At 71.1% G+C, this 18,163-nt stretch carries 16 protein-coding genes; 6 read left to right on the top strand and 10 right to left on the bottom strand.

Translation table 11 applies throughout. The annotated features are described in order from the left end of the window. Window positions 1-66 precede the first annotated feature (66 nt). The 4 genes from ACQG07_RS11435 to ACQG07_RS11420 are packed head-to-tail and all read left to right on the top strand — an operon-like array spanning window position 67 to window position 3,937. Window positions 67-1,017: a siderophore-interacting protein gene (locus ACQG07_RS11435; protein WP_124768591.1), complete on the top strand. Its 951-nt coding sequence runs from the start codon at window positions 67-69 to the stop codon at window positions 1,015-1,017. A 4-nt stretch (window positions 1,018-1,021) separates the two neighbouring features. Further along, complete coding sequence (locus ACQG07_RS11430) at window positions 1,022-2,092, top strand: iron chelate uptake ABC transporter family permease subunit (protein WP_426738363.1); 1,071 nt, start codon at window positions 1,022-1,024, stop codon at window positions 2,090-2,092. Continuing rightward, a complete protein-coding gene (locus ACQG07_RS11425; protein WP_426738362.1) occupies window positions 2,089-3,132 on the top strand; it encodes a FecCD family ABC transporter permease in 1,044 nt (347 codons plus the stop codon). Before ACQG07_RS11430 ends, ACQG07_RS11425 begins: the two co-directional genes overlap by 4 nt. A 1-nt stretch (window position 3,133) precedes the next feature. Continuing rightward, window positions 3,134-3,937: an ABC transporter ATP-binding protein gene (locus ACQG07_RS11420; RefSeq protein ID WP_138946288.1), complete on the top strand. Its 804-nt coding sequence runs from the start codon at window positions 3,134-3,136 to the stop codon at window positions 3,935-3,937. Window positions 3,938-4,084: 147 nt separating this feature from the next. Here ACQG07_RS11420 and ACQG07_RS11415 read toward each other — a convergent pair whose 3' ends face one another. Both ACQG07_RS11415 and ACQG07_RS11410 read right to left on the bottom strand, forming a co-directional pair. Then, complete coding sequence (locus tag ACQG07_RS11415) at window positions 4,085-4,834, bottom strand: PKD domain-containing protein (protein WP_426738361.1); 750 nt, start codon at window positions 4,832-4,834, stop codon at window positions 4,085-4,087. 104 nt (window positions 4,835-4,938) lie between these two features. Continuing rightward, on the bottom strand, window positions 4,939-5,496 hold the full coding sequence (locus tag ACQG07_RS11410) for a hypothetical protein (RefSeq protein WP_426738360.1): 558 nt from the start codon (window positions 5,494-5,496) through the stop codon (window positions 4,939-4,941). A gap of 290 nt (window positions 5,497-5,786) precedes the next feature. Between ACQG07_RS11410 and ACQG07_RS11405 the strand changes: the two genes are divergently transcribed. Further along, a complete protein-coding gene (locus ACQG07_RS11405; RefSeq protein WP_426738359.1) occupies window positions 5,787-6,788 on the top strand; it encodes an ABC transporter substrate-binding protein in 1,002 nt (333 codons plus the stop codon). Between the two features lie 110 nt (window positions 6,789-6,898). Here the strand turns inward: ACQG07_RS11405 and ACQG07_RS11400 are convergent, their stop codons facing one another. Together ACQG07_RS11400 and ACQG07_RS11395 are read right to left on the bottom strand one after the other, a co-directional pair. After that, window positions 6,899-8,641: a hypothetical protein gene (locus ACQG07_RS11400; protein ID WP_426738358.1), complete on the bottom strand. Its 1,743-nt coding sequence runs from the start codon at window positions 8,639-8,641 to the stop codon at window positions 6,899-6,901. Further along, window positions 8,638-9,306, bottom strand: a complete 669-nt coding sequence (locus ACQG07_RS11395) for an ABC transporter ATP-binding protein (protein ID WP_426738357.1) — start codon at window positions 9,304-9,306, stop codon at window positions 8,638-8,640. Before ACQG07_RS11395 ends, ACQG07_RS11400 begins: the two co-directional genes overlap by 4 nt. A 105-nt stretch (window positions 9,307-9,411) precedes the next feature. Between ACQG07_RS11395 and ACQG07_RS11390 the strand changes: the two genes are divergently transcribed. Then, window positions 9,412-11,670, top strand: a complete 2,259-nt coding sequence (locus tag ACQG07_RS11390) for a beta-glucosidase (protein ID WP_426738356.1) — start codon at window positions 9,412-9,414, stop codon at window positions 11,668-11,670. A gap of 10 nt (window positions 11,671-11,680) precedes the next feature. Here ACQG07_RS11390 and ACQG07_RS11385 read toward each other — a convergent pair whose 3' ends face one another. From ACQG07_RS11385 to ACQG07_RS11360, 6 genes are all read right to left on the bottom strand, one after another. After that, window positions 11,681-13,144 carry an MGDG synthase family glycosyltransferase gene (locus ACQG07_RS11385; protein ID WP_202938673.1) on the bottom strand — a complete coding sequence of 488 codons (1,464 nt, stop codon included), beginning with the start codon at window positions 13,142-13,144 and terminating at the stop codon, window positions 11,681-11,683. Between the two features lie 9 nt (window positions 13,145-13,153). Next, on the bottom strand, window positions 13,154-14,359 hold the full coding sequence (locus ACQG07_RS11380; protein ID WP_229940168.1) for a glycosyltransferase: 1,206 nt from the start codon (window positions 14,357-14,359) through the stop codon (window positions 13,154-13,156). 52 nt (window positions 14,360-14,411) lie between these two features. Further along, window positions 14,412-14,981, bottom strand: a complete 570-nt coding sequence (locus ACQG07_RS11375) for a DUF2017 family protein (RefSeq protein WP_192004454.1) — start codon at window positions 14,979-14,981, stop codon at window positions 14,412-14,414. Continuing rightward, the gene (gene clpS / locus ACQG07_RS11370) at window positions 14,978-15,262 is read right to left on the bottom strand and encodes an ATP-dependent Clp protease adapter ClpS (protein WP_056009029.1); all 285 of its coding nucleotides are present in this window, start codon (window positions 15,260-15,262) and stop codon (window positions 14,978-14,980) included. Before clpS ends, ACQG07_RS11375 begins: the two co-directional genes overlap by 4 nt. 52 nt (window positions 15,263-15,314) lie before the next feature. Then, window positions 15,315-17,099, bottom strand: a complete 1,785-nt coding sequence (locus tag ACQG07_RS11365) for a sensor histidine kinase (RefSeq protein WP_426738355.1) — start codon at window positions 17,097-17,099, stop codon at window positions 15,315-15,317. Between the two features lie 105 nt (window positions 17,100-17,204). Beyond that, entirely contained in the window at window positions 17,205-18,122 is a 918-nt protein-coding gene (locus ACQG07_RS11360; RefSeq protein ID WP_426738354.1) for a DUF817 domain-containing protein, read from the bottom strand. Window positions 18,123-18,163 lie beyond the last annotated feature (41 nt).

The following is an 18,163-nucleotide window of genomic DNA, read 5'->3' as shown; positions in this document are numbered from 1 at the left end:
CTCTCTGCCGACAAGATGCGATCGGCAGGTGATCTCCAACGCATCGAAGGGTAGGCTTACCTATCGATGCCTCGCCTCAGTGAACAGACCCCCGACTCGATCTTCATCCTCCTCGCAGCCGTCGTCCGGCGCATCGAGCAGGTGAGCCCGAGCTATCGGCGATTCACGTTCACCGGTCCCGAGGTCCAGCACATCGCGGACAACCGTCACGACCAGCGCATCAAGCTGCTCTTCCCGCTGCCCGACACCGGTTTCGACGAGCTGCCGATGCACGACGATTGGTACCAGGCCTGGCGACTGCTGCCCAACGACAAACGTCACCCGATGCGCACGTACACGATCCGCGAGGTCCGGCCCGAGCTCGCCGAGTTCGACGTCGACATCGCCCTGCACGGCCGCGTCGGCCCCGCGTCCACCTGGGCGATGGACGCGAAGGTCGGCGACGAGCTCGTCGTCAACGTCCCGAACGCCCGGTCGGCCGTCCCGGCCGGCGGCATCGACTGGCACGCGCCGGCCACCGTGGACCAGGTGCTCCTCGCCGGCGACGAGACGGCCCTGCCCGGGATCGCCGGGATCCTCGAGCGTCTGCCGAGCACCGCGCGCGGGATCGCCGTGGTCGAGCTGCCGCACGAGGACGACATCGCCGCCCTGTCCACGAAGCCCGACGGGGTCGAGGTCGTCGTCCTCCCCCGCGGCGACCAGCCCGTGGGCACCCTGCTCATCCCCGAGGTCGAGCGCATCGCGAGCCGCCTCGCGCCGAGCGTCGACACCGCCACGATCGCCACGCAGCCGGCACTCGAGGACGTCGACGTCGACACCGAGCTGCTCTGGGAAGCGCCGGTCAACGCCACCGGAGGCCCCGTCCTCGAGAGCGCACCGCTCTACGCGTGGCTCGCCGGAGAGGCGTCGGCCATCAAGACGCTCCGCCGACACCTCGTCTCCGGGTGCGGCGTCGACCGCAAGTCGGTCGCGTTCATGGGCTACTGGCGACACGGCAAGGCCGAAGACAACCGATGAGCCGGTGAGCGCCGACCTCGACAGCCTGCGGCTCCCGACCGCGGCCGCCCGCGCACGAGAGGCGTCGACCGGCATCGCCCGATCGACCGCCTCGCGGTGGCTCCTGCTCGTCGCCGCGCTCGTCGTGCTCGCCGCCATCGCCGCGGGCAGCCTCTTCATCGGCTCGGGGACGATCAGTGCCGCCGAGGTCTGGCGGGCGCTGTCACAGGGCGGCGACGACACCAACGCGATCCTCGTCACCGGGTTCCGGGTGCCGCGCATGCTCCTGGCCATCGGCGTCGGTGCGGCGCTCGGCCTCGCCGGAGCGATGATGCAGGCCGTCACGCGGAACCCGCTCGCCGACCCCGGCATCCTCGGCGTCAACGCCGGGGCGTACATCGCGGTCGTGCTCGCCGTCGCCATCGCCGGCACCGCCGACCTGAGCTCCTACGTGTGGTGGTCCTTCGCCGGCGCTGGCCTTGCTTCCGTCATCGTGTACGTGATCGGCTCCCGGGGCCGTGCCGGGGCGACCCCGGTCCGCCTCGTGCTCGCCGGCGTCGCGCTCTCCGCCGCGCTCCAGGGGGTGACCTTCGCCATCACGATCCGCAACCCCGACATCTTCGACAAGATCCGCTTCTGGCAGGCCGGCTCGCTGCAGAACCGCCAGATGGACGTGTTCCTCGGGGTGCTGCCGTTCCTCATCGTCGGGGTCGTCCTCGCCCTCGTCGTCTCCCGGTCGCTCAACGCCGTCGCCCTCGGAGACGATCTCGCGACCTCGCTCGGCACGAAGGTGCTCCGGACGCGGGTGCTCTCGGTCGTCGCGATCACCCTGTTGTGCGGCTCGGCCACCGCGGCGGCCGGACCGATCGCCTTCCTCGGACTCATGTCGCCCTACCTCGCCCGGGCCATCGTCGGACCGGACCAGCGCTGGGTACTGCCGTTCACGATGGTGTTCGCGCCGATCATCTTCCTGCTGTCCGACCTCGTCGGGCGGGTCGCCGTCCCCGGCGAGATGCCGGTCGGGATCGTCACGGCGTTCGCGGGTGCCCCGCTCCTCATCGTGCTCATCCGCCGTTCGAAGGCGCAGGGGCTGTGACCGCGGTCGCCGAACCGGGTCGGCGCACCGTGAGGGTCGGTCGGGTCAGCTGGGTGGTCCACCGTCGTGAGCTGATCGTCGTCGGCGCCCTGGTCGCCGTCATCGCGGGGGTCGGCGCCTTCGCGCTCACCCAGGGCGAGTACCGCATCCCGCTCGACAAGCTGCTCGCCGCGGTCACCGGTTCCGGCTCGGAGAGCGTCCTGCGCATCGTCTTGGAGTGGCGTCTACCGCGAGTGGTGATCGCCGTGGTCGGCGGGATCGCGCTCGGGCTCTCCGGCGCGATCTTCCAATCGATCACCCGGAACCCACTCGGCAGCCCCGACATCATCGGGTTCAACTCCGGCGCGTTCACCGGCGCGCTCATCGTCACCCTCGTCGTCGGCGGGAACTATGCGGCGATGGTCTCCGGGGCGTTGATCGGCGGGCTCGCGACGGCCCTCGTCGTCTACCTCCTCGCGTGGTCTCGGGGCGTCCAAGGGTTCCGCCTCATCGTGATCGGCATCGCGATCAGCGCCGTCCTCAACGCGTTCAACGACTACCTGCAACTGCGGGCGGACCTCAATGCCGCCATCGCCGCTGCCAGCTGGGGGATGGGTTCGCTCGCCGACCTCGGGTGGCAGGACGTCGTGCCCGTGACGATCGCGGTCGCGGTCCTCGTCCCCCTCCTCGCGCTCATGTCCCGCCGACTCGGCATGCTGGAGTTCGGCGACGACATCGCGAGCGCCCTCGGCATCCCGGTCGAGCGCACGCGGCTGCTGCTGCTCGTGATCGGCGTCGCCCTCACCGCGACCGTCACCGCGGTCGCCGGCCCGATCGTCTTCGTCGCCCTCGCCGCACCCCAACTCGCCCGTCGGCTGACGAAGTCCGCCGGCATCACCCTCGTCCCCTCGGCCGCCATGGGTGCGGCGTTGCTCCTCGTGAGCGACGTCGTGGCCCAGCGGATCATCGCCCCGGCCGCCCTGCCGGTCGGTGCGGTGACCGTGACCCTCGGCGGCATCTACCTCATCGCCCTGCTCATCACGCAGGCGGGAAAGCGCTGACATGAAGACCGACACCCCCACCACGAGACTCGCCGGAACCGGCCTCCGCGTCGGCTACGACCAGCGGACGATCATCCACGAGCTGGACATCGCGATCCCCGACGACTCGTTCACGGTCATCGTCGGCCCGAACGCCTGCGGCAAGTCGACGCTCCTGCGTGCCCTCGCCCGGCTACTGAAGCCGACGCAGGGACAGGTCGTGCTCGACGGTCAGGAGATCACGCGGTACCCGTCGAAGGAGGTCGCGAAGCGCATCGGGCTGCTGCCGCAGACCTCGATCGCTCCGGACGGCATCTCGGTGATCGACCTCGTGTCGCGTGGCCGGTACCCGCACCAGTCGATCCTCCGACGCTGGTCGGCGGCCGATGAGGCGGCGGTGCTCGCAGCGATGGAGGCGACGAACGTCACGGAGCTGTCCGGTCGCCTCGTCGACGAACTGTCCGGCGGCCAGCGCCAGCGGGTGTGGGTGGCGATGGCCCTCGCTCAGGAGACGCCGCTGCTGCTGCTCGACGAGCCGACGACCTTCCTCGACATCACGCATCAGGTGGAGCTGCTCGACCTCTTCACCCGGCTGAACCAGGAGGGTGGCCGCACCCTCGTCGCGGTCCTGCACGACCTCAACCAGGCGGCGCGGTACGCGACGCACCTGATCGCGATGCGCGACGGTCACGTGGTCGCGCAGGGTGCGCCGGCGGACATCGTGACGGCCGAGCTCGTCGAGGAGGTCTTCGGGCTCCGCTGCCGGATCATCGACGACCCCGAGTCGCACACGCCGCTCGTCATCCCGCTGATGGGCGCGCACTGACCCGTGGTTCTGGCCGGCGTCAGCGCGGTGCGCTGGCGTGAGCGCGGGTTTGCAGGCGTGGGCGCGCCCCGCTGACGTGAGCGCGGGTCTCCGGAGGGGTGCGCTCACGCCGGTGGGGCGCGCTCACCAGGTGGACGCGTCGCGGTGTCAGCAGCCGATGGCTGGTTTGCCAGGGCGGCAAGGTTTGTCGACGCCCACGGTCGAGTTCCGGACGATCTGGACCGTGTGGGGATCTTCGGTCGGGATCGACAGGGTTCCGACGACGGGAAGCCACCCGCTGTCGCCGATGCGGTACTCCGCGGCGTACTCGACCTCGACGGTGATGGTCTTCGTCCCGACCGTCGTGTAGCGGTGGCTGGTCGGGGTCTTGGAGAACTCGGCCAGTCCGAGGGCGGCCCAGCTGGATCCACCGGTCCGGACGGTCGCACTCTCGCCGTCGCCGTAGTCGAAGGTGAATCCGACGGGGATGAAGTTCACCTCTGCGACCTGGCCCAAGAGGGTGCCGGTGCGGGTGTGGCCGGAAGCACCTGCGATGACGTTGGTGTGGAGCCCTCGGACACCCCAGGCGGCGGGCTCGGTGGTGACGGTGGGTGCGGCGGGGGCGAAGCTGGCGACGTCGCGGATCGTGACGGGCTGCGCCACTGGTGCTGCTCCGAGGTCGGTACCGAGATCGCCGGGGGTGAAGGTGTAACACTCGTCCGGCCGCATGAGACTGCAGACCGTCCGCTCACCGTTGGGCCCGTCGGTCACACCGGGCGGCAGCTCCGCCGAGCCGCCTCCTTCGTCGTCGCCTCCGCCCGTTCCGCCGCCGGAACCAACGCCAGTGCCCGGGCGTTCGACGCTGCCACCGATGTCGACCGAACCGTTACCGATGCAAGCGCCGATGGAGTGGTCCAAGTCCGAGCACTGCGCAGCTACCGCCGCAGTCCCAGGGCCGAGTGCGAGGATGAGACCAAGGACCAGCGCCCAGGCGGTAGGCACCGTCGGACGGTGAGATTCGTTCAGTCGCATTGGTCCTTCTCCTTCTCCTTGGAATTCACGAAGAGCGATCGATCTGCTTCTCGGTACGCGATGTCGACTGACCAGAGCGACTGGGTCGCACGATCGGCTGAAACAACAGACGCCCCGGCGCTATCGAGTACCTGGACACTCGAGATATCGACACAGACGTCTGCACGAGCGACGATCTGGAGGGAGTCCGGGTGGGGCAGCCAGAGGTCGAGGACGACGGATTGGATCGACGGCGTACCGGTGACGGCGTACCCCAGCTCTGCCGATCGGCGATAACCGTCGATCTCCACCTGAGCGACGTCGTCTGATGCCAGCGTCGAGATCCGTTCCGGGTTCGCTCCGCCTTCGGCAAGGATCTGGAACGAGAGCTCCTGGAAACGCTGATACGTATCGGTCACGGCCGCCAGCGCCTGTTCCTCGTTCTCGAAGACCGGCGGCGAACTCTTCGGAGGCGGCGCGGGTTCAGGCCCCGTGCACGCGGTGAGGGCGAGCAGTCCCGCCGTGAGAACGATCGTAGAGACAGAGCGAGAGCGCGAGGTCCGTGGCATCCCTCGACGCTAAGCGCGCCCAGACTCCCGCCCGGGGTTATCCACAGAGCAGATATGCCTACACCGACATATGCCGCACAACTGGCCCGCGTGCCAGCGCGATGCGCTGACGCGAGCGCACCTCAGGGGACGTGAGCGCGGGTCTCCGGAGGGATGCGCTCGCGTCAGTGACCCGCGCTCACGTCAGCGCACCGCGCTGGCCGAAGCGCAAGCGTTACCGGGACGTGACTTGGGAAGCTTAGGCTTACCTCATACCCCACGTCTTCAACGGAAAGCAGAACATGCGCCGCATGACCCGCACCCTCACCGCCGTCGCCGCCCTCGCGGTCGCAGGCCTCGCCCTCGCCGGCTGCACCGCCGGGTCCTCCACCGACGACGCCTCCACCGGCACGCTCGGCACCGTCGACACGATGTTCGGCGAGGTGACCGTCCCGGAGCCCGCCGGCGACCTCACCGTCGTCGCCCTCGGCTGGTCCGACGCGGAGATGGCGCTCTCCCTCGGCGTCGTGCCCGTCGGTGTCTACGACTGGCAGTCCTTCGGCGCCGACAACAAGGCCGTCGGCCCGTGGGCCACCGACCTGTTCGGCGACGTCACCCCCGAGATCATCGAGGACAGCGGCGACACGGTCAACTACGAGCAGATCCAGGCGCTCGAACCCGACCTCATCCTCAACACCCGTTCCGCCGGCGACGAGAAGCAGTACGACCGGCTCTCGGAGATCGCCCCGACCGTCTTCGCACCCAAGGGGACCGCCGCGTTCGCGACCCCGTGGGACGTCCAGCTCGAGCAGGTCGCCGCCGCGCTCGGCAAGACCCAGGAGGGTGACGCGCTCGTCTCCGCGACGAAGCAGTCGATCAACGAGGCCGCCGACCTCCACCAGGAGTTCGCCGGGCTCACCACCGTCGCCGCCACGAAGTTCGGCGACGCCTACGGCGCCTACCTGGAGGGCGACGGCCGCTTCGACATCCTCGCCGACCTCGGCTTCCAGCAGAGCCCGGCCGTCCTCGACCTCGAGGCCTCCGGTTTCTATGCGGCGGTCTCCGCCGAGCAGGTGTCCGCGTTCGACGCCGACGTCGCCGTGCTCCTGCCCATCGGGTTCAGCGCAGCGGACACGACCGCCGACCCGCTGCTCGCGAGCCTCCCCGTGGTCCAGGACGGGCGAGCGATCGTCCTCGACCCCGCCGACGAGCTCACGCAGGCCTACAGCGCGGCGTCCGTGCTCAGCATCCCCGTCGTCCTCGAGCAGCTCGTCCCGAAGCTCGCCGAAGCCGCCGCGAAGGTCGCGAAGTAGGGTCCAGCCCACCAGCGCCACAGCAGGAGATCCGCGCGAGAGCCGGACGGAATCGCGTCTTCCGTCCGGCTCTCGCCCTGTTCTCCGGCTCTCACGGTGAGCGCATCAGCTCAGGCAGGCCGGGACAGCTTCCGCAACCGCGCGAACCCCAGCGCCGCAACGATCACGAGCACCACGACGAGCAGGACGACGGCCGCACCCGGCGCCACCGGCGCCAGCGCGGTCAACCCACCACCGACGAGGAGCGCCAGCAGGATGGCGTCCGACTGCCAGAGCAGGACGTTCAGCGAGGAGGCGTCACCGAACGGCGTCGGGACGGGCATGAGCAGCAGGATCGGCAGTGGTCCCTTCGCGGCGTCGAAGGTCCGGAGCACGACGATCCACACCGCGAGCAGCAGCCACCACCCGAGCGGTTGGAGGACCCCCATCCCACCCGGTGCCGCGGAGGCGAGCACCCCGAGCAGGGCACCGATCCCTCCGATCATGACCGCGGCCAGCAGCGGGGCGACGGCTCCGGCGAGGACGAGCGAGCGGGGGCTCCGACCGTAGAGCGTGGGCGTCCCCGCGCTCTCGACCCCGTGTCGCACCGCGTCGCACCAGACACCCACCGCGAGGTAGGCGAGGAACGCCGCGGGGACGGCGAGCATCCACCGCACACCGTCCGGGAGCCCGAAGGAGAGACCGACCGACGCGCCGGACGCCGCCAGGACGAGGGAACCGAGGGCGACCCGCCCGGGTGTCCGCCGAGCTCCGACGATCGACCGCCTGAGGACGACGAGCCAGAACGGCCCGGTCATCCGCAGCGGGACACGGCGACCGCTCGTCGGGGAGGCTCGCAGCCCGCCGACGGCACCCGAGGCGTCACCGCTCTGCAGCATCATCCCGACCCGCTGCCAGCGCAGCGCCTGGTCGAGGAGGGGTCCGCTCCGCAGTCCGTCCAGCGCCCTCGGGACGAGCAGGAGGGAGACAGCACCGAGCACGACGAGCGCGACAGCCGGCCACCACGACACCGGCACCCCCACCGACGCAAACCAGCCACCTCCACCACCCCAGGTGAAGAGCCGCGCCCAGTCCCCCGTCGCGAGTGCACCGCCGAGCACCATGGCCTCGATGCCACCGGCCACGGGCGACCAGAGGAGCCCCAGCCATCCCCACGGCGAAAGGAGCAGCATGCCCGGGACGAGGAGACCCAGCACCCCGCCTGCACCGGCGACGATGACGACAGCGGCGACCGTCCGTCGCGAACCGTGCTGACCGAGCAGCCACGCCACCGCGAGGAGCAGGGAGAAGCCCACGGCACCGATCACGAAGGCCACCACGGCGGCGGGCACGGTCGGTCCGGTCATGCCGATCACCGAGGCCGTGTCGGCGGCCACTCCCACCGAGACGGTCGCCCGCTCCCCCGGCACCAGGAGTCGCGACAAGCCGACCACCCCGGCCACGAGGACCGAGAGCCCCGCGAGTGCGAGCGCCGAGGTGACGAAGGGACGACGCAGCGTGAGTCGACGCGGCAGTGGCGACTCGGCGAGGAACTGCACCGCAGCAGGCCTCGGCACGACCGGCCCCCTCGTCCGGCCACCGAGCACGACGACGATCGTCGCGATCGCCGAGAGCAGCGCGACCGCCCCGGGCCGGACGGCCGCCACGACGCCCGCGGCATCCGGCTCGATCAGTCCGAGGACAGCGAACCGCACGAGCGGTGCGCCCACGATGAGTGCGACGAGCAGCGCGGCATAGACGACGAACGCGACGTCGGCGACCCGCGGACGCCCGTCGCGCGCGGCGAGCACCGCCCGGCCGGCGCGGAGGATCCGACGGTCGTCGCGCGAGATGCGCCCGGTGCTGGTGCTCACGGGGCTTCGACCGTGATCGCCTCGTCCGCGACCCGTTCGACGAGCCCGGCGTCGTGGCTCGCGAAGACGATCGCCGCCCCGCGCTCCTTCGCGAGCAGGATGCGGTCGGCGACGAGGCCACGCCGCTCGGCGTCGAGGCGCTGCTCCGGTTCGTCGAGCACGAGGACGTCGAAAGGCCGGACGAGCGCCGTCGCCAGGGCGAACAACTGCGACTGACCCGAGGACAGCTCGGTGGCGAAGCGGCGCGCGAGCGTGTCGATGCGCAGGGCCGCGAGCAGCTCGTCGGCGGCGTCGTCCGCCGCCTGTCCGGTCACACCCCAGGTCGTGGAGATGTAGCGCAGGTGTTCGCGCAGCGTCAGGTCCGGCGCGTAGGCCGGGGTGCCGATGAGGGCTGAGACGGAGCGACGCACCGTGCGGTCGCGGTCGTCGATGGTCCGGCCGCCGATCGTCGCCGTCCCGCTCGACGGACGCAGCCGTCCGCTGAGGATCCGCAGCAGGGTCGTCTTGCCCGATCCGTTCCGCCCCCGGACGGCGAGCGCCATTCCAGGCTCGACCCGGATGTCCGTGGGCGCCAGCAGGGTCTCCCCGTCGATCACCGCGCCGACGCCGTCCGCCTCGATCAGCGGCTGCATCGCGGCAACCGACTCCCCCTCGTGTCCCGACATCGTCCCATCCTCGCAGGCGTCCGCCGAGGTGTCCTCCACCGCACGGCGGATCGCGCGGTCGGGCGTGGGGCTCAGCACGCCGGTCGAGGGTGCAGAATGCAGAGCATGGGAATCGTCACCGGGCGCCGGAACGCGCGTCCGCCGAAGCAGCGCCGCGCAGGCGGACCACCCGAGGGCGACGCCTACGACGAGGTCGTGCGGGAGATCCGCGCCGGACGCCTCGACGCCGACGCAGGCGCGGAACGACTGATCGAGCGGCTGACCGACGCGGAGCTCCTGGGGCTGCTCGACGGCGACTCCCCGCGCCGACTCCTCCCGCTGATCCCCGTGCTGCTCCACCGGCGTCCGTTCGTGGCCGGAGCCGTCCGCCGGCTCGGGATCCCGGGGGTCCGGTTCAGTGACGGCGCCCGCGGTGTCGTCATCGGCGAGTCCACCGCGTTCCCCGTGACGATGGCGCGGGCGGCCACCTGGGACCCGGTGCTCGAGGAGCAGGTGGGTGAGGCGATCGGTGCGGAGACGCGGATCCGCGGGGCGAACTACTCGGCGTCCGTCTGCGTCAACCTGCTCCGCCATCCCGCGTGGGGCCGCGCACAGGAGTGCTACGGCGAGGATCCGGTGCTGACGGGCCGGATGGGGTCGGCCATGACCCGCGGCGTCCGCGTCCACACGATGGCGTGCGTGAAGCACTTCGCGCTCAACTCCATGGAGGACGAGCGGTTCGAGGTCGACGTCTCGGTGGACGACCACGCACTGCACGAGGTCTACCTGCCGCACTTCAAGGCCGTGATCGACGCCGGCGCGGACTCGGTCATGAGCGCCTACAACCGGGTGCGGGGCGAGCACATGGACGTCAACCGTCCGCTGCTCACCGAGGTGCTGCGGGAGGAGTGGGGCTTCACGGGCTTCGTGACGAGCGACTGGGTCTTCGGGACGCACGACGCCGTCGGTAGCTTGGAGGCCGGGATGGACGTGGAGATGCCGCTCCGCCTGCGACGGGCGCACGAGTTGCCCGCCGCCCTGCGGGCCGGCACCCTCCCCCATGCCACCGTCCTGCGCTCGGCCCGGCGCATCCTGCGGACGACCCTCCTGCACGCCGCGACCCGCACCCAACCGCAACCCTCGGCGGACGTCGTCGCCGGCTCGGCCCACCGCGCGCTCGCCCGACACGTCGCCGAGGAGTCGATCGTGCTCCTCGCCAACCGCCCGGTCGACGACGGCGTACCACTCCTCCCCCTGTCGGCGACGACCCGTCGGATCGCGGTGGTCGGCCGTCTCGCGGACCGGGCGAACCTCGGCGACCACGGCTCGTCGCGCGTCCGTCCGCCGACCACCGTCTCGCCGCTGCACGGGCTCCGTGAGGCACTCCCCGACACGCAGATCACGACCACCCCGGCCGGGAACGTGCGGGCCGCGGTCGCTGCGGCGGTGGCAGCCGACACGGCCATCGTCGTCGTCGGCTTCGATCAGCACGACGAGGGCGAGTCGGTCGTCACCGGCGGCGTCGACGTCGGCGTCCTCGGGGCGGCCCTGGACTCGGGTCGACTCCGTAGCGCCATCACCGGCGTCGCGCACCTGGCGTCGCGGTTCGTGCGCGGCGGCGATCGCACGTCGCTCCGGCTCCGGCCGTCGGACGAACGCCTCATCCTGGCCGTCGCCGCAGCCAACCCGCGCACGGTCGTCGTGCTGGTCGGCGGGAGCGCGATCCTCACCGAAGCCTGGCGCGACCGCGTCCCGGCCCTCGTCCTCGCCTGGTACGGCGGGATGGAGGGCGGTCGAGCGCTCGCCGACGTCCTGACCGGTGTGGTCGAGCCCGGCGGGCGACTGCCGTTCGTGATCCCGACCGATCCCGCACACCTGCCGCCCTTCGACCGCGAGGCGAAGGCCGTCGTGTACGACGACCGCTGGGGACAGCGGCGGTTGGACGAGGAGGGTCACACGCCGGCTTTCCCGTTCGGCTTCGGCCTCGGGTACACGACGATCGACCACCGCCTGCTCGGGCACCGGTTCGACGACACCGGTGGGACCGCCGAGGTCTTTGTGACGAACACCGGTCACCGCGAGGGGTCGACCGTCGTCCAGCTCTACGCCGCCGACACCGCACTCGAGCGACCGGTCGCCCAGCTCCTCGGGTTCCGGAAGGTGACCCTGCAGGCGGGCGAGGAACGCGTCGTCCGGGTCGTCCTCGATCCGACACCGACGCTCGAACGCGACCCGGTCACCCGCCGCTGGTCACCCCGCACCGGCGACTGGGCACTGCAGGCCGCCCAGCACAGCCCGTCGACCTGGGCGGACGCGACCCCGCTGCGGAACGGTGACAGCGACCTCGACGACGACCCCGCCCGACTGCCGGACACAGCCGGCTGACCCGACCCGATCAGCTCGGGCCGGCCGACTCGAGGTCGGCGAGACCCTCGACCCGCACGGCGAGCTCCTCATCCCGTCCGAGGACGGCGCGGAGGAGGCGCTGCGAGTCACGCCGGACGGAGAGCACCGCGTCGTCGCGTCGCAGCACGAGGGTGCCGTCCGGCCCGGTGTAGCGCTGCTGCAGGTCGTCCAGCTCACCGGCCCGGAGCAGCGCGACCGTGCTGGACGCCGCCGGGTCGACGAGACGCACGAGGGCCGACTCGCCCTCGAGCTCGCTCGCGACCACCCGCCGGGCGCTCGCGTCGAAGATCGTCTTCTGCGCCGCCCGGGTCACGACGAACGGTCGTGCCGGACCGTCGAGCAGCCGGTCGACGACGTCGCGGGCCGCGTCGGGGCGACCGACCCGTCGGGCCGCGGCCTGCATCCGCGCCAGACGACCCGGCTCGCCGAGGATCCCGTCGATCTTCCACCCGATCGTCGTCGCGGTGTTGCACCGGACGGCGGCACCCTGCTCCATGAGGTAGTCGCCGTTGCGCACCTCCTGCCCGGGGATGGGGTTCACGAGGACCATCGGCAGACCGGCGGCCATGCACTCCGACGCCGACAGTCCTCCGGGCTTGCCGATGAACAGGTCGGCTCGGCGCAGGAGCCGCGGCATCTCGTCGGTGAAGCCGAGCACGGTGTAGCGGTCGTCGCCGGGCGCGATGAGGTCCTCGACGCTCCGCCGAAGTGCCTCGTTCCGCCCGCACACGATCGTCGCGGTGAACGGCGACCGCAGGTGCAGCGTCTGTCGGACGACCGCGAGCGCGTAGTCACCGCCGGACGCACCGGCCGAGATGAGCAACATGGGCGGTGCTGCCGGGTCGCGCTCGGCCGGGGTGCTCGGCTGGGCGGCGATGGGGATCCCCGAAGCCACGACGCGGTCGGGCGGAAGACCGAGGGCCGTCAGCTGGACCCGCCCCTCCTCCCGGGCGAGGAAGAGCGCGTGGAAGGCGCTCGTCAACCACAGCCCCTGGAAGTCGTAGTCCGTGGTGACGATCGCGGTCCTGGCGTCGACGGCGCCGCGGAGGATGAGGGAGGCCAGCAACTGGGCCGGGAGGAAGTGGGTGCAGATGATCGCCGTGGGTCTGAAGCGTTTGATCGCGCTGACCACCGGCATCGCGTTCGCCCGCGTCCAGGGGTCGAGCGGGCCGCGACGACGGAACGGTGCGTCGCTGAGGTCGTAGCCCCACTCCACGAGCCAGGGCGTCTCCTCGACGAGCACGAAGTACCCCTTGCCGAGGACGTCGCGGTACAGGGAGGTGCTCGCCTGCAGGACGTCCAGCACCTCGACCTCGGTGACGTCGGGACGCCCGGCACACGCCTGTTCCACGGCGGCGGCGGCGCTGTTGTGTCCGGACCCGACCCCGGCCGACAGGATCAGGACGCGTTCGCCGCCATCCGGTCCGGGCTGCTGCTTCGATGTCCTGCGCATGAGCCGATGCTAGCGCGCGGCCTCCGGCGCCAGGGCTGCCTCGTACAGGCTGATGAGGCGGGTGGTCTGCGTCGACTGGCGCAGGGTGCGGGCGAGGCCCGGTGCGACGACGGGCGCGGTACCCGCCTCGATGTCGGCGACGGCGCGGCGGATCGCTTCGGCGAGCGCCTCGACCCCACCGTCCGTCGGCTGCCACATCGAGTCGGCCGGGAGCTCCGCCGCGATGTTCGGGTCGCTGATGATCGACGGTGTGCCGAGTGCGGCCGCCTCGAACACGGTCATGCCCTGCGTCTCGAACCCGATCGACGTCTGCACGAGGGCGTCGGCGTCGGCGATGGCGCGCAGCGAGTCGGGGTACGAGACACGACCGGCGAAGACGACGTGGTCGGCGAGGTCGTGTTGTGCGACGAACGCCTGGGCCTTCGCGAGCAGGAGTCCGGCCCCGTACAGGCGGAACACCGCGTCGACGTCCGCGAGCCGGACCGCCTCGAGGAACTCCATGAGCCGCTTCTCCTGGCTGAAGCGGCCGATCCACACGAACGACGGCAGCCGGTGCGGCACGTGGAGCGTGGTCGCGCGTTCGTCGAGGATCTCGTCGAGCACCGCGTCGTCGACGCCCGTCGACAGGACCTCGGCGTGGGCGGTCACGCCCTGCTCACGGAGGACCCGCGCGAAGTGGTGCGACGGCGCGATGACGACGGCCGCACGCTTGGCGAACTCCTGCAGGTAGGACCAGACGCCGGTCGGCAGGGTCGAGAGCCGCGGCCGGAGGACCCGGCGCTGCCACCACGACAGGGCTCCGACGACGAGGCCCGGCGCCGGCATGGTCTGTTCGATGCCGACGTCCATGCGGTTGTGCATCGTGTGGAGGGCCGGGATCCCGTGCCGTTCGGCGTAACGGTAGGCCGTGAGCGCCTGCCAGAAGTCGGCCTGCACGTGCACGACGTCGACCGGGGGCAGCTCGGCCAGACGTGCGTCGAGCCAGCGGTCGGTGAGCCGGCCTGGCACGGTCATCGAGTACTCGCGGTCGAGCGTGATGGGGATCGAGGGGGTGTCGAGGTAGTGCGGGTCGTCGTCGTGCGCCTGGTGCATCCGCGGCGAGCACACCGTCACGGTGTGCCCCGCGGCCTCCAGGAAGCGCCGCTGCAGCCGGATCGAGACCTGGGCCCCGCCGGACGACTCGGGGTGCTGGTCGCTGAAGACGAGGATGTGCATGGTCACCAAGGCTACCCGTGGCACCCGGGTCGCAGGTGTCCGGCGCCGCGACTCAGGCTTCGTCGAGGACGGCGACGATCGACTCCTGCAGGTACCCGAGCCAGGCGTAGATCGCCATCATGAGCTGGGGATCCTGCTCGTCGTCCGAGCTCGTCGGAGACGGGTCGAACGGCTCCGCGTCGTCCTCCTCGATGCCGAGTCGAGCCGCGATGGTGAGCCGGGTGTCGTTGAGGAACCGCAGCCAGGTCCAGGCCGTCTCGCCCTCGAGGGTCACGGCTGCACCGTCCTCGTGCCCGGCTGGGACGTCCGTCGGCTGAGCCGCGTCGGACGCGTCGGCGGTGAGCGCCGCCAGGACGGTCCGCGCCGCGGTCACCTTGCCGCCGACGAGGTCGTCGGCGGTGAAGCGTCGGAACTCCGCGGCGGCCTCGGGGTCGTCGCGGTACCCCTCCGGCACCAGTCGCGCCATGGCGGGGTCGAGCTCCACAGCGGTCGCCAGCCCGGCGCGCGTCGCGTCCTCGAGCATGTCGACGAGCTGGCTCGCCAACTGTTCGAGGATCGAGGTCTCCTGCTCGTCGAGACGGAGCACGACGGGTCCGACGGGCGGACGGACGAAGGCGCTCATGCGTCGGCCTTCGCGAGCGAGGCCCAGAGCCCGTACCCGTGCATGGCCTCGACGTGGCGCTCCATCTCCTCGCGGTTGCCGGTCGCGACGACCGCACGGCCCTCGTGGTGCACGGCGAGCATGAGTCGCTCCGCCTCCTCGTGGGTGTAGCCGAAGTAGCTGCGGAACACGAGTGAGACGTAGGACATGAGGTTCACCGGGTCGTTCCACACGATGGTGACCCACGGTTGCATGGTGAGGGTCGCCTCGTCGACGATCGGCTGGTCGAGGATCTGCGCCATCCTCCAAGCCTCCCACGATGCGTGCCGCAGCGCCTCCCTGCCGGGGTCCGACTCAGGAAGCGGACGGTGCGCCGGCGCGCGGCTGGCGGAGCGGCAGGGTCACGGTGAAGGTGGAGCCGCGGCCCGGGCGGCTGGACACGGTGATCCAGCCATGATGCGCCTCGGTGATGGACTTCACGATCGACAGCCCGAGGCCGACGCCGGGCCGCGCGTCGTCGCGGACCTCCCTGGCCCGGAAGAAGCGGTCGAAGAGCTGCCGCTGGGCGTCCGGTGAGATGCCGATGCCGGTGTCCGCGACGTTCACGGTGCAGGTCTCACCGTCCACTGCGACGGTCACGACGACGCGCCCACCTCGCGGGGTGTACTTCACCGCGTTCGACAGCAGGTTGTCGAGGACCTGGCGGAGCCGTCCACCGTCGCCCTCTAGCTCCACGTGCGGCGGGACCTCGGCTCGGACGACGACACCGGCCTCCGACGCCTGCGGCAGGATCGCTCCCACGCTCTGCCGGGCGATGTCGGCGACGTCGGTGAGGGCGATCCGCACCCGCATCTCGGCGTCGCCCGCCGCGAGCAGGTCGCCGATGATCGCGTACAACTGCTCCGCGTTGCGCTGGATCGTCGAGACCTCGCGCTCGAGCCCGAGCTGCCGCAGGTCATGTCCCTCGGTGAGGAGGTCGAGGTAGCCGATGATCGACGTCAACGGGGTGCGGAGTTCGTGGGACACGTCGATCAGGAACGCTTCCCGCAGCGCCACCGCGTTCGCGAGGTCGGTCACGTCGTGACCGACGGTGATGGTGCCGACGAACGTGCCGTCGTCGGTGTGCACCTGTCGCGCGTTCCCGATGATGGCGCGCTGGTCGCCCGGCTCCCCCACCCAGTACAGATCGCCGCGGAAGCTCTCTCCGCGCAGCGCCCGGTTGATGACCTGCTCGTCGGGCCGCAGCCGGGTCTTCCGGTCCGGTCCGTAGACGTGGACGCCGGCGCGGGTCTTGGGGTCGAACCCCGCCAGTCGGGCCTGCTCGTACGTGGCCTCATTCCGGAGCGCCACCGTGCCGTCGGGCCGGAAGAAGGCGACGGCGGCGTCGACGGATTCCGAAACCGTCGTCGCGACGGCCGCCGCTTCCGTCGCCGCGGCGAGCGCGATGCGCGCCCGTCCCTCGTGGGCGCGGAGCTGGCGCGCGGCCAGGTGCACGGTGACGGTCATGATGAGGACCAGGGCCGGCAGGATGCAGATCGCACCCCACCCGCCAGGCGTCGTCGGCCACGCTCCGGCGCGCGCGACCGGCACCAGGGAGACGAAGATCGCTCCGAACACCGGTACGGGCAGTGCCGAGACCCCGAACCCACCCGCGAGCCAGAGCACCGGGATCACGATGAGGAGACCCGACGTCGGCAGGTTCGGCAGGGTGTCGCGGAAGAACCCGACGGCGAGGATGTCGATGGTCGGAACGAGCACGAGCAGGCCACGGAGCTTGCCTGACGGCGGCACGGCGAAGAGCAGGGACGTGGCCGCAGCGGTCAGGGAGAGCCCGATGAGGAAGTCCGGCTCCAGCAGGGTCCAGGTCGACGTCAGGCCGATGTACAGCCCGAGCATCACGATCGAGGCGATGAACGCGAACTGCGCTCCGGCGAAGAGATGGTTGGCCCGCGGCAGGGGTGCGGCTGCCGCGGCCGGGACGGAGATGCCGACGGCCGGTGATGCGGGCCGTGGAGCGGCGGCAGGTCGAGCCGGGGCAGGGCGGGCCTGGCCCGCCGGAACGGGACCCGACTGCATGGGGACCGGCCGAGCGCCGCCACGATCACGGAAGCGTGGGTCCTGGGGCTGACGCTGGGCCATGGCTGCTCTCCGGAAGGGGACGAGCGATCACCGGGCTCGGGCCGCTCACTCCCGAACCCTACCCGGTGAGCGCACCGCCTTCAGCAACCGTTGACAGTAGGCGGCTCAGGTCGGGAGACGATCGGGCCGCTTCGGCGGGTACACCCAGGTGACCATCACCACCGAGATCATCATGAGGAGGAACCACGACACCAGCTTGGTGAGCGGGACGAGCTGCCAGCCGTCCTCCTGATTCGGGTACAGCCAGGCGCCCGTGATCGTCCCGATGTTCTCGGCGATCCAGATGAAGCAGGCCACGAGCAGGAACGCCACCAGCACGGGCATGCGGTGCGTCCGACGGAACACGCGGAAGTGCATGATCGTCCGGGCGAACACGAGGAGGACTGCGGCGAGCAACACCCATCGCAGATCGACGATGAAGTGCTGGCTGAAGAAGTTCACGTAGATGCCGGCCGCGATGATCGTCGTGAGCCACACCCGTGGATAGCGGTCGAACCGGAGGTCGAAGAGCCGGTACACGCGCACCATGTACGACCCGACGGCCGCGTACATGAACCCGGTGTACAACGGCACGGAGCCGAGGTGCAGGACCCCGCCGCCGTCGTACTCCCACGACCCCACCCCGGTCTTGAACAGCTCCATGCCCGTCCCGACGACGTGGAACAGGATGATCACCCAGAGCTCGCGGCCCGTCTCGAGCCTGGTGACGATCATGACCACCTGGATGACGATCGCAGCGACGACGAGCGCGTCGTTCCGGGCGAGCCAGACGTCGTCCGGGTACCAGAGGCGGGCGGCGACGATGACCGCGAGCATCGCTGCGCCGAAGATGCACGCCCACGCCTGTTTCGCCCCGAAGACGAGGAACTCGACGGCCTTCGCCCGTGCACCGCCGTCGGGGGCGTCGCGCAGGAGCCGGTTGGCCCGGTCGTCGATCCAGCGCTCGACCGCGGTCAGTTCGTGCTGGTCCACCCGACGTCCGTCGCGACCCGCTCCGTCTGCTGGGGTGGGCGGCTCGGACATCGGGCCAGCATACGGGCACACGCCGCGCCGGACCTGAGACG

Origin of the sequence: Plantibacter sp. 2H11-2, from assembly GCF_050031945.1 — a bacterium.
GTDB classification, from domain to species: Bacteria; Actinomycetota; Actinomycetes; order Actinomycetales; family Microbacteriaceae; genus Plantibacter; species Plantibacter auratus.
The sequence above is the reverse complement of the archived record's forward strand: the minus strand, read 5'-3'. Positions and strand labels throughout refer to the sequence as shown.